Annotated in this window: 11 protein-coding genes; 5 read left to right on the forward strand and 6 right to left on the reverse strand. The window is 55.8% G+C overall.

What is annotated here, in order from left to right; genetic code table 11:
• The first annotated feature begins 56 nt into the window (after positions 1-56).
• Complete coding sequence (locus tag FDX01_RS04855) at positions 57-1,364, forward strand: sulfurtransferase (RefSeq protein ID WP_137399332.1); 1,308 nt, start codon at positions 57-59, stop codon at positions 1,362-1,364.
• Positions 1,365-1,371: 7 nt separating this feature from the next.
• Here FDX01_RS04855 and FDX01_RS04860 read toward each other — a convergent pair whose 3' ends face one another.
• The gene (locus tag FDX01_RS04860; RefSeq protein WP_115258687.1) at positions 1,372-1,995 is read right to left on the reverse strand and encodes a CDP-alcohol phosphatidyltransferase family protein; all 624 of its coding nucleotides are present in this window, start codon (positions 1,993-1,995) and stop codon (positions 1,372-1,374) included.
• A complete protein-coding gene (locus FDX01_RS04865; RefSeq protein ID WP_117342976.1) occupies positions 1,988-2,557 on the reverse strand; it encodes a carboxymuconolactone decarboxylase family protein in 570 nt (189 codons plus the stop codon). The genes FDX01_RS04860 and FDX01_RS04865 overlap by 8 nt, the downstream gene beginning before the upstream one ends.
• A gap of 79 nt (positions 2,558-2,636) precedes the next feature.
• On the opposite strand from FDX01_RS04865, the gene FDX01_RS04870 reads away from it, so the two are divergent.
• A complete protein-coding gene (locus tag FDX01_RS04870; RefSeq protein ID WP_137399384.1) occupies positions 2,637-3,044 on the forward strand; it encodes a pyrimidine (deoxy)nucleoside triphosphate diphosphatase in 408 nt (135 codons plus the stop codon).
• Here FDX01_RS04870 and FDX01_RS04875 read toward each other — a convergent pair.
• A complete protein-coding gene (locus tag FDX01_RS04875) occupies positions 3,010-3,285 on the reverse strand; it encodes a YnjH family protein (protein WP_137399333.1) in 276 nt (91 codons plus the stop codon). The two genes, FDX01_RS04870 and FDX01_RS04875, sit on opposite strands and share 35 nt — an antisense overlap.
• A 237-nt stretch (positions 3,286-3,522) precedes the next feature.
• Between FDX01_RS04875 and gdhA the strand changes: the two genes are divergently transcribed.
• A complete protein-coding gene (gene gdhA, locus FDX01_RS04880) occupies positions 3,523-4,866 on the forward strand; it encodes an NADP-specific glutamate dehydrogenase (RefSeq protein WP_096757292.1) in 1,344 nt (447 codons plus the stop codon).
• A gap of 18 nt (positions 4,867-4,884) precedes the next feature.
• Here gdhA and FDX01_RS04885 read toward each other — a convergent pair whose 3' ends face one another.
• The 3 genes from FDX01_RS04885 to FDX01_RS04895 form a co-directional block, all read right to left on the reverse strand.
• Positions 4,885-6,825, reverse strand: a complete 1,941-nt coding sequence (locus FDX01_RS04885) for a DNA topoisomerase III (RefSeq protein WP_117342974.1) — start codon at positions 6,823-6,825, stop codon at positions 4,885-4,887.
• 4 nt (positions 6,826-6,829) lie between these two features.
• Complete coding sequence (selD, locus tag FDX01_RS04890) at positions 6,830-7,873, reverse strand: selenide, water dikinase SelD (protein ID WP_137399334.1); 1,044 nt, start codon at positions 7,871-7,873, stop codon at positions 6,830-6,832.
• A 116-nt stretch (positions 7,874-7,989) separates the two neighbouring features.
• Positions 7,990-8,541, reverse strand: coding sequence for an NAD(P)H nitroreductase (locus FDX01_RS04895; RefSeq protein WP_096757296.1), 552 nt, complete (start codon positions 8,539-8,541; stop codon positions 7,990-7,992).
• Positions 8,542-8,714: 173 nt separating this feature from the next.
• Here FDX01_RS04895 and sppA point away from each other — a divergent pair, with 173 nt between their 5' ends.
• Together sppA and ansA are read left to right on the forward strand one after the other, a co-directional pair.
• Entirely contained in the window at positions 8,715-10,571 is a 1,857-nt protein-coding gene (gene sppA, locus FDX01_RS04900; protein WP_096757297.1) for a signal peptide peptidase SppA, read from the forward strand.
• A gap of 56 nt (positions 10,572-10,627) precedes the next feature.
• On the forward strand, positions 10,628-11,233 hold a 606-nt coding region (gene ansA, locus FDX01_RS23505), incomplete at its 3' end, for an asparaginase (protein ID WP_249360875.1).

Raw genomic sequence — 11,233 nt, forward strand, 5'->3', positions numbered from 1 at the left:
TTATCGGGCTGGCGGCACAGAATGTCGTCTTCTTTTTTTCAACGTCGGGCTATTCGATGAAACGTGTTTCTCAAATGACCGCGCTGGCACTGGCTTTAGGGCTCGCTTGCGCTTCTTCCTGGGCTGCTGAAACAGCACAGACGCTCACCCTCCACCAGTTACAGCAGCAACAAGGCGCGGCAATCGATACCCGTCAAAGTGCGTTTTATAACGGCTGGCCGCAATCGCTTAATGGCCCTTCCGGCCATGAACCTGCCGCCCTGAACCTGTCTGCCGCCTGGCTCGACAACATGAACGACGAGCAACTCACCGCCTGGGTTAAGCAACATCAGTTAAAAACCGATGCACCGGTAGCGCTGTATGGCAGCGAAAGCGACATGCAGGCCGTTAAAGCGCGTCTGCAGAAAGTGGGCTTTAGTCAGCTTTCCACGCTCAGCGATGCACTGCAGGATCCCGCGCGATTGCAGCGCCTACCGCACTTCGAACAGCTGGTCTATCCGCAGTGGCTACACGACCTGCAACAAGGCAAAGCCGTCACCGCCAAACCGGCCGGTGACTGGAAAGTCATTGAAGCGGCCTGGGGGGCACCGAAGCTCTATCTGCTCAGTCATATTCCGGGTGCCGGATACATTGATACCAACGAAGTCGAAAGCGAACCGCTGTGGAACAAAGTCTCCGACGCGCAGCTCAAAGCGATGCTGGCTAAACACGGTATTCGTCATGACACGACGGTGATTTTGTATGGCCGTGATGTCTATGCGGCGGCGCGTGTCGCACAGATCATGCTGTACGCGGGCGTGAAAGATGTTCGCCTGCTCGACGGCGGCTGGCAGACGTGGTCCGACGCAGGATTACCGGTCGAACGCGGCACGGCACCGACGGTTAAACCGGAGCCTGATTTTGGCGCGACGATCCCTGCCCAGCCGCAGCTGATGCTGGATATGGAACAGGCGCGTGGCCTGCTGCATCGTCAGGATGCGTCGCTGGTCAGCATTCGTTCGTGGCCGGAATTTGTCGGCACCACCAGCGGTTACAGCTACATTAAACCAAAAGGTGAAATTGCGGGGGCTCGTTGGGGTCATGCGGGCAGCGACTCCACGCATATGGAAGATTTCCATAACCCGGACGGCACCATGCGCAGCGCAGACGATATCGCCGCAATGTGGAAACAGTGGAACATCTTGCCGGATCAGCAGGTTTCCTTCTACTGCGGTACCGGCTGGCGTGCCTCGGAGACGTTTATGTACGCCCGTGCGATGGGCTGGAAAAACGTCTCGGTGTACGACGGTGGCTGGTTCGAGTGGAGCAGCAATCCGAAGAACCCGGTAGCCAGCGGCGAGCGCGGCCCGGACACCAGCAAGTAATCGCTGATTATTCCTGACGCTGGACCGATTTCAGCGTCAGGTATCCGCTCCAGATCCGCGTGAACGTTGTCAGCCAACACAGCGCACCAAATACCCACGCCAGCACGGCAAAATAATCAGGGAACAGACAGCCCAGCACGAACAGCAATATCGTCTCGGTGCCTTCGGTCAACCCACCTAAATAATAAAACGATTTATGCGCATAACCGGGGTTATCAATCTGATGCTTCGCCGCCAGCGCGGCAAAGGCCAGGAAACTACTGCCGGTGCCGATAAACGCAAACAATAGCCAGCTGCCCGCCAGCGCATTCTGCTCGGGTGCCGCCAGAATAAAGCCAAACGGCACCAGCGCGTAAAACAGAAAATCGAGTGAAATATCGAGGAATCCGCCGGCATCGGTCAGTCCCCTGCGCCGCGCCAGCGCGCCGTCCAACCCATCAAACAGACGATTAAGCACAATGGCGACCAGCGCCGCCGAATACCAGCCTAATGCCAGAAACGGCAAGGCCAGCACGCCAATAGCGAAACCGAAGAGCGTCAGACCGTCCGGCGAAATACCGGGCTTATCAATCATGCGAGCGCACTGATGTAGCAGCGGTTTTAACCGCGGATGAAGATGGCGGTCAAGCATGTGGCCGTCCTTTGAAACTGTCGCACAATCCCTGCGAAGGAATATCCAGCGCGGCGTTAAAGCGTGCCGAGAGATTTTGAAAGGCAATCAGCGCGGTCATTTCGGTAATCGTGTCATCGGTAAAATGCTGCTGCATTTGCGTCTTCAGCGCATCATCAAGGCGCGGCGGCGTGGCAGTCATCGCATCCGCATAGGCCAGCGCCACGCGCTCTTCTGCGCTAAACAGTGCAGACGATTGCCAGTTCGCCACCTGTAACACTTTATCCAGCGCACCGCTGCGTTCGGCCAGCCGTAAGCTGTTGGCATCCACGCAGAACGCGCAATGACACACCTGCGACACCCGCGTCATCAACAGCGCGCGCATCACCGGGGTTAATCGCGCCCGTTTACGCTCCAGAAATCCGACAAACAGCGCGACCAGCCAAAACAGAAACGGCATACGCCCCCACCAGCGCGTGGGATGCAGCACGTCGCCGTAATGTTTTTTCTGCGTCGCGACAAGCGGTTTCAAACTGGAAGGGATACGCGTCAACGGTTTTACCCACGCCTGAGGATCGTTCAACGGTGACTCCTGAATACTTTAGATAAAACAAAGATAGCGATAGTATGTCACTTTCTGCTGTTAGATCTTGATGAATATGATGAAAACCCTCGACGTGGTCGCCGCTATCCTTGAACGTGATGGCAAAATATTACTCGCTCAGCGCCCGGCGCATGCGGATCAGCCGGGTAAGTGGGAGTTTGCCGGCGGTAAGGTAGAGCCCGGCGAGAGCCAGCCGCAGGCGCTGAGGCGTGAACTGCACGAAGAACTCGGCATTGAGGCGATTGTTGGGCAGTACGTTGCCAGCCATCAACGCGAAGTATCAGGCCGGATTATCCATCTGCATGCATGGCATGTGCCAGATTATCAGGGCGAACTGCACGCGCACGAGCATCAGCAACTGGTGTGGTGCCTACCTGAAGAGGCGCTGACGTATCCGCTGGCGCCTGCCGACATCCCGCTCTTACAGGCGTTTATTCTTTTACGCGACGCCAGACCAGCGGATTAGTGCCGATCGTTTTCTCATCGCGCTGGCATTGCAACAGCACGCCATCAGCCTTGATCACCGCGCCTTCCGAATAGTTTTGATCCTGATAAACGCAGCACTGATTACAGGGCTGCGCCCGCTGACCGCTGGAACTGAACACTTCTGGCGGCACATTAACCTGCACATCCGGGCGATAAAGCTGATTTGCCAGTGCCGTGCTGGAGAGCATAACCAGCGCACCTGCCATGATAAAACGGCGCATACTCTTTCCTTTTAAACTGACCTCTATGCTCAGTATAACGGTATAAACCGGCAGAAACTTTAGTCCCTTCCCGCATCGTTTTTAGTTATGACCTACGCCGCAATATTAATTTCCTTAGCGGGGTTAATTTTTTCTTGCGTCCCGTCACACTGCTGATGTTATAGTCAAAAACTGCACAACACATAACATAAACATCAAAAATATAACCATATCAATACATAAGAGGTTCTTATATCTATGGATCAGACATGTTCTTTGGCGTCATTTCTCAACCATGTGCAAAAGCGCGACCCGAATCAAACCGAGTTCGCGCAAGCCGTTCGTGAGGTCATGACGACGCTGTGGCCGTTCCTCGAACAAAACCCGCGCTATCGTCAAATGTCATTGCTGGAACGTCTGGTTGAACCTGAGCGCGTGATCCAGTTCCGCGTGGTCTGGCTGGACGATCGTAATCAGGTACAGGTTAACCGCGCATGGCGTGTACAGTTTAGCTCGGCGATTGGTCCTTACAAAGGCGGCATGCGTTTCCATCCGTCGGTAAACCTGTCGATCCTGAAATTCCTTGGCTTCGAGCAGACTTTTAAAAACGCCCTCACCACGCTGCCGATGGGCGGAGGTAAAGGCGGGAGCGATTTCGATCCAAAAGGCAAAAGCGAAGGCGAAGTGATGCGTTTTTGCCAGTCCCTGATGACCGAATTGTTCCGTCATTTAGGACCAGACACTGACGTTCCGGCGGGTGATATCGGCGTGGGCGGTCGTGAAGTCGGCTTTATGGCCGGGATGATGAAAAAACTCTCCAACAACAGCGCCTGCGTCTTTACCGGTAAAGGTCTGTCGTTCGGCGGCAGTCTGATCCGCCCGGAAGCGACCGGCTACGGCCTGGTGTACTTCACCGAAGCAATGCTTAAGCGCCATGGTCTGGGCTTTGAAGGCATGCGTGTCGCCGTTTCCGGCTCCGGTAACGTGGCGCAATTCGCCATTGAGAAAGCCATGGAGTTTGGTGCCCGTGTGGTGACCGCCTCCGACTCCAGCGGTACCGTGGTTGACGAGAGTGGCTTCACGAAAGAGAAACTGGCGCGTCTGTGTGCCATTAAAGACAGCCGCGATGGCCGCGTGGCGGATTACGCCCGTGAGTTTGGCCTGACCTATCTGGAAGGTAAGCAACCGTGGTCAGTGCCGGTGGATATCGCCCTGCCGTGCGCTACGCAGAACGAACTGGATGTGGACGCTGCGCAGATGCTGATTGCCAACGGCGTCAAGGCCGTGGCGGAAGGCGCAAACATGCCGACCACCATCGAAGCCACCGATCTGTTCCTCGAAGCGGGCGTACTGTTTGCGCCGGGTAAAGCCGCCAACGCCGGTGGTGTGGCGACATCAGGCCTGGAAATGGCGCAGAACGCCGCGCGTCTGGGTTGGAAAGCGGAGAAAGTGGATGCGCGCCTGCACCACATCATGCTGGATATTCACCACGCCTGCGTCGAGTACGGTGGTGAAAGCAAACAAACCAACTACGTGCAAGGCGCCAACATTGCTGGCTTCGTGAAAGTTGCCGACGCGATGCTGGGCCAGGGTGTGATTTAATCATCAGTCATGACCGCATTACAGGCCTGCCTCCTCTGAAGGCGGGCTTTTTTTCGCCGGACGTTTTCGCGGCGCGCTCTTTTTCTTCTCCACGCCAGCCGGCGCGGTTATCCCGCGGAATCGGCGTACTGGCGTACGTTTAGCCTGGTCAATCAGCTGATACAGCGTGTCCACCAGCGGCTGCATAAAGTCCTGATAGCGGCACTGCTTTTCACTGATTTGCGTCAGGATCGACTCCCAGTGCGCGGTCATATCCGGACGCGTTGCCATTTCTGGCAACGAATGGAACAGCGCCTTTCCGGGATCCGTCGAGTGTATATAGCGGCCCTTTTTCACCAGGAACCCGCGCTTAAACAGCAGTTCGATAATCCCCGCGCGCGTAGCCTCCGTTCCCAGTCCGTCGGTGGCGCGCAGGATCTTTTTCAGATCTTTATCCTGCACAAACCGTGCGATCCCGGTCATCGCCGACAACAGCGTCGCGTCGGTAAAATGGCGCGGCGGCTGGGTCTGGCGTTCCACCACTTCGCCCTTTTCACACAGTAGTTCGTCATCACGAGCCACCACCGGCAACGGTGTGCCGTCGTTTTCTTCGTCGCGCTCTTTGTTACCCAGCAGCGTACGCCACCCGGCTTCCGCCAGGAAACGGGCTTTAGCAACAAATTTGCCTTTCGCAATATCCAGCTCAATGACGCACTTGCGGAATACCGCGTCCGGGCAGAACTGCATCAGATACTGACGCGCAATCAGGTTGTACACCTTGGCTTCATTGTCATTCAAATTGATGGATGAACTACGCGCAGTGGGAATAATCGCGTGGTGCGCATCAACCTTTTTATCGTCCCAGCAGCGATTACGCGTATCGGGATTAACCGCAGGCTGCGGAAATAAATCCGGAGCGTGCACGCTAATCGCATTCATCACCGCATGGCGACCGGCAAAATGTTCTTCCGGCAGATAGCGGCTATCAGAACGCGGATAGGTAATCAATTTGTGGGTTTCATACAGCTTCTGGCAGATATCGAGCACGTTTTGCGCGCTCAGTCCGAAGCGTTTAGCGGCTTCAATCTGCAACGCCGACAGTGAGAACGGCAACGGTGCGGATTCTGATTCCCGTTTATCGTTATAGCTGGTGACTATCGCTGGCTGACCGTTGATGCGTTTCACCACATGCTCCGCCAGCGTACGGTTCAGTAAGCGCCCTTCTTCATCCTGATAAGGTTCACACGCCTCGCTCGGCTGCCAGATAGCGGTAAACCGCTCGTCGGCAGGTGTGACGATATGCGCTTTGACCTCAAAGAAATCTTTGGCGACGAAGTTTTCAATCTCTTCATCACGGCGCACCACCAGACCAAGCACCGGCGTCTGCACACGCCCCACGGACAGCACGCCTTGATAACCCGCGTTACGCCCAAGAATGGTATAGGCGCGCGTCATATTAATGCCGTACAGCCAGTCGGCACGCGCTCGCGCCAGCGCCGAAACGCACAGCGGGATGAACTCGCTGTTGGCGCGCAGACGAGAAATTGCCCGCTCCACCGCCTGTGGGTTAAGGTCGTTAATCAGACACCGTTGTACCTGATGCCGCTTTTCCGGCGCCAGTTGCAGGTAATCCAGCACTTCATCGACCAGCAGCTGTCCTTCACGATCGGGGTCTCCCGCGTGAATGACTTCACTGGCCTCATGCAGAAAGCGCTTGATGACGTTGAGCTGTTTGGTGACGGAGGGACGCGGCTGCAGTTGCCACTTTTCCGGTACAATCGGCAAGTCGACCAGACTCCAGCGTGCATAGCGACTGTCGTAGGCGTCTGGCTGCGCCTGTTCAAGCAGGTGACCGATACACCAGGTCACCACTTGCCCATTTCCGCATTCAATAAAGCCATCACCTTTGCGATGTGGCTTAGGGAGCACATCGGCAATCGCGCGCGCCAGACTCGGTTTTTCGGCAATAAACAACCGCATCGAATTAACGGATCTCAACCATGGCGCGACCGCCACGTGCTTCAACCAGCTCACCAATCGCGGTGAGATCAATGCCAAACTGCGCGGCAACCGCTTTCACTTCAGCCTCAGATTCCGGTGTTACCGCCAGCAGCAGGCCGCCGGAGGTTTGGGGATCGCACAGCAGGTCTCGTACCGCCTGCGGCATCTCACCCATCAGATGCCCGTAGCTGGCAAAGTTACGCTGCGTGCCGCCCGGCACTGCGCCCTGCGCGATGTACTCTTCAACACCAGGTAGTTTTGGAATATCCTGGTAAACGATTTGCGCCTGAACGCCCGCGCCCTGACACATTTCGCTCAGGTGTCCCAGCAGGCCAAAACCGGTCACGTCGGTCATGGCTTTCACGCCTTCAATGTCCGCAAACGCTGCGCCCGCAACATTCATGCGGCACATCACTTCCGTCGCCAGCCCAACATGCTCAGGCTTAAGCAGCGATTTTTTCTCGGCGGTGGTCAACACGCCAATGCCTAGCGGCTTGGTGAGGAACAGCTTGCATCCCGCTTCTGCGGTGCTGTTTTTCTTCACGCGCTCGGTCGGGACCACGCCCGTCACGGCAAGACCAAAAATCGGCTCCGGGGCATCAATAGAGTGACCGCCCGCCAGCGCAATGCCGGCCTGGCGACAAGCGAAACGCCCGCCTTCTGTCACTTCACGGGCGACTTCCGGTGCCAGCTTATCGAGCGGCCAGCCCAGAATCGCGATAGCCATAATCGGTTTGCCACCCATCGCGAAGATATCGCTGATGGCGTTGGTCGCGGCGATGCGGCCAAAATCAAACGGATTATCGACTATCGGCATAAAGAAATCGGTGGTGCTGATAACGCTGGTACCATTACCCAGATCGTACACGGCCGCGTCGTCGCGGGTTTCATTCCCCACGAGTAAATTCGGATCAACAAATTTCGCCTGCTCGCTGTGCAGGATGGTTTCCAGCACTTTGGGGGAAATTTTACAACCGCAACCGGCTCCGTGGCTGTATTGCGTTAAACGAATAGCGTGCTCGCTCATGGACATCTCCTGTCATTGCAATCGGGCTATGGTAGCGCTCATTCCATGATGTGGTAAGAGTGACTGTCTGAATTCGGGTGTCTTTGCTCATAATCCAGACAGTTTAGCCGCTGAAATCAGAAATACTGGACGAATGCGCTCGGATCGGCAGGGTTAATCGTGGTGGATGCTTTAAGCTGTGGCGTGCCCAGATAGAGGAAGCCGACAATTTTATCCTGCGCACGACAGTCAAATGCCTCGCGCACCACTGCACTTTCGGTTAAAGCACCGCTGCGCCAGATCCCGCCAAAGCCTTGCGCAATCGCCGCCATTTGCATGGCCATTACCGCACAACCCGCTGACATTTCCTGTTCCCACAGTGGAACCTTGTCACTTTCTTCACATTTCGCCACCACCGCAATAATCAGCGGGGCACGAAACGGCGCAGTACGCGCTTTTTCGACAGCCTTTTCGTCGCCCTCTGCGGCAATAGCCCCTTTTTCGAGCACGGCGCTAAAACGCTCACGCCCTGCACCTTCAATCACAAAGAAACGCCACGGCTGCAGCGATTTGTGATCCGGGGCGCGCATCCCCGCCCGCAGGATATTTTGCAGTTGCTCACCCACGGGAGCGGGTTCAACAAGACGAGAAGCGCTACGGCGGGTAAGAAGTAATTCGAGTGCATCCATTTGCTTAACTCCAACAATGAAATTTGTTCACAAAATTAACACGTGAGCGGATTTTGTTACAGCGCCGGCGGTGATTCCTGCTGACAATTGCCTGCCGGGTCATTACGATAGCCACATCTTAACGCCTTCTCCGGTAAAACGGGGGGCGTGTTGTTCATCGGTAGGGAGAATACATGCGAACCCTGTGGCGTTTTATTGCCGGAATTTTTAAATGGACGTGGCGAATACTGAATTTCGTCCGCGAATGTGTACTGAACCTGTTCTTTATCTTTTTGGTCCTGGTGGGCGTGGGGATCTGGATGCAGGTCAGCAGTAGCACCTCCAGCGAACACGCGGAGCGTGGCGCACTGCTGCTCGATATCTCCGGCGTTATTGTCGATAAGCCCTCGAGCACCAGCCGCTTAAGTGTCATCGGACGTCAGCTGTTTGGCGCCAGTTCCGATCGCCTGCAAGAAAACTCACTGTTCGATATCGTTAACACCATTCGCCAGGCAAAAGACGATCGCAACATCACCGGCATCGTGATGGATTTAAAAAACTTTGCCGGGGCCGATCAGCCGTCCATGCAGTATATCGGCAAAGCACTGCGCGAATTCCGCGACAGTGGAAAACCGGTCTTTGCCGTGGGCGATAACTTCAGCCAGGGACAGTATTACCTCGCAAGCTTTGCCAACAAAATTTGGCTCTCCCCGCAGGGTTCGGTTGACCTGCACGGCTTTGCGACCAACGGTCTGTATTACAAGTCTCTGCTGGATAAACTAAAAGTCTCCACCCACGTTTTCCGCGTCGGTACCTATAAGTCCGCCGTCGAGCCGTTTATTCGCGACGATATGTCCCCGGCCGCACGTGAAGCCGACAGTCGCTGGATTGGCGAGCTGTGGCAGAACTATCTCGATACCGTTGCCGCTAACCGCCAGATCCCGGCGCAGCAAGTGTTCCCGGGCGCACAGGCGATGCTTGACGGCCTGACGAAAGTGGGTGGCGACACCGCGAAGTACGCCCTCGACAATAAACTGGTCGATGCTCTCGCCTCCAGCGCTGAAGTGGAAAAACTGCTGACTAAACAGTTTGGCTGGAGCAAAACAGAGAAGAACTACAGTGCCGTCAGCTATTACGATTACACGCTAAAAACCCCGGCGGATACCGGTGACAGCATTGGCGTAGTCTTCGCCAATGGCGCGATCATGGACGGAGAAGAAACACCGGGCAACGTCGGCGGCGACACCACTGCGGCACAAATCCGTGAAGCGCGTCTCGATCCGAAGGTAAAAGCCATTGTCCTGCGCGTTAACAGCCCAGGCGGCAGCGTCAGCGCCTCGGAAGTGATCCGCGCTGAGCTGGCTGCAGCAAAAGCGGCAGGTAAACCGGTGGTGGTTTCCATGGGCGGCATGGCGGCCTCCGGCGGTTACTGGATCTCAACCCCGGCAAACTACATTGTGGCGAACCCCAGCACCCTGACCGGCTCCATCGGCATCTTTGGCGTGATCAACACCGTTGAAAACAGCCTCGATTCCATTGGTGTACATACCGACGGTGTGGCGACCTCGCCGCTGGCCGATATTTCCGTCACCAAAGCGTTACCGCCGGAAGTGCAGCAGATGATGCAACTGAGCATCGAGAACGGCTATAAGCGCTTCATCACGCTGGTCGCGGATGCACGTAAGACAACGCCAGAGCAGATTGATAAAATCGCCCAGGGCCACGTCTGGACCGGTCAGGATGCAAAAGCGAATGGTCTGGTCGACAGTCTCGGCGATTTCGACGACGCTGTAGCAAAAGCGGCAGAACTGGCGAAACTGAAACAATGGCACATTGAGTATTATCAGGACGAGCCCACGTTCGTTGATATGGTCATGGACAGCATGTCTGGTTCCGTTCGCGCTATGCTACCAGAAGCCATTCAGGCCATGCTCCCGGCACCACTGGCCTCTGCGGCAAGCGTGGTAAAAACCGAAAGTGATAAGCTGGCCGCGTTTAACGACCCGCAGAACCGTTATGCGTTCTGCCTGACCTGCGCCAACGTCCGCTAACTCTTGACCCCTCTTCGGGATGAAGAGGGGTTTTTCTTTGAGACAGAAGAAAAGTCATGCAGAAGAAATCGATTTACGTTGCCTATACCGGCGGTACCATCGGTATGCAGCGCTCAGAACAAGGTTACATTCCGGTTTCCGGCCATCTTCAGCGTCAACTGGCATTGATGCCTGAATTCCACCGCCCAGAGATGCCAGACTTCACCATTCACGAATATGTCCCGCTGATGGATTCCTCCGATATGACGCCAGAGGACTGGCAGCATATTGCGGAAGATATTAAAGCTCACTACGACGAATACGACGGTTTTGTGATTCTGCACGGCACCGACACCATGGCGTTCACCGCCTCGGCGCTGTCGTTTATGCTGGAGAATCTGGGCAAGCCGGTTATTGTGACAGGGTCACAAATCCCGCTGGCTGAGCTACGTTCAGACGGACAAATCAATTTGCTGAATGCGTTGTACGTTGCGGCCAATTATCCGATCAATGAAGTCACTCTGTTCTTCAATAACCGACTGTATCGTGGTAACCGCACTACCAAAGCGCACGCCGACGGTTTTGACGCCTTCGCTTCACCTAACCTTGCACCTTTACTGGAAGCCGGGATCCACATCCGTCGTTTGGGCACCCCGCCCGCGCCGCACGGTGCGGGCGAGCTG

This window comes from Citrobacter sp. wls613 (assembly GCF_005281195.1).
Classification (GTDB): Bacteria; Pseudomonadota; Gammaproteobacteria; order Enterobacterales; family Enterobacteriaceae; genus Citrobacter; species Citrobacter gillenii.

Excerpts from the sequence above, each read along its gene's own strand:
- FDX01_RS04855 (WP_137399332.1), top strand. The coding sequence starts at position 57 with ATGAAACGTGTTTCTCAAATGACCGCGCTGGCACTGGCTTTAGGGCTC.
- FDX01_RS04860 (WP_115258687.1), bottom strand. The coding sequence starts at position 1,995 with ATGCTTGACCGCCATCTTCATCCGCGGTTAAAACCGCTGCTACATCAG.
- FDX01_RS04870 (WP_137399384.1), top strand. The coding sequence starts at position 2,637 with ATGAAAACCCTCGACGTGGTCGCCGCTATCCTTGAACGTGATGGCAAA.
- FDX01_RS04875 (WP_137399333.1), bottom strand. The coding sequence starts at position 3,285 with ATGCGCCGTTTTATCATGGCAGGTGCGCTGGTTATGCTCTCCAGCACG.
- gdhA (WP_096757292.1), top strand. The coding sequence starts at position 3,523 with ATGGATCAGACATGTTCTTTGGCGTCATTTCTCAACCATGTGCAAAAG.
- FDX01_RS04885 (WP_117342974.1), bottom strand. The coding sequence starts at position 6,825 with ATGCGGTTGTTTATTGCCGAAAAACCGAGTCTGGCGCGCGCGATTGCC.
- selD (WP_137399334.1), bottom strand. The coding sequence starts at position 7,873 with ATGAGCGAGCACGCTATTCGTTTAACGCAATACAGCCACGGAGCCGGT.
- FDX01_RS04895 (WP_096757296.1), bottom strand. The coding sequence starts at position 8,541 with ATGGATGCACTCGAATTACTTCTTACCCGCCGTAGCGCTTCTCGTCTT.
- sppA (WP_096757297.1), top strand. The coding sequence starts at position 8,715 with ATGCGAACCCTGTGGCGTTTTATTGCCGGAATTTTTAAATGGACGTGG.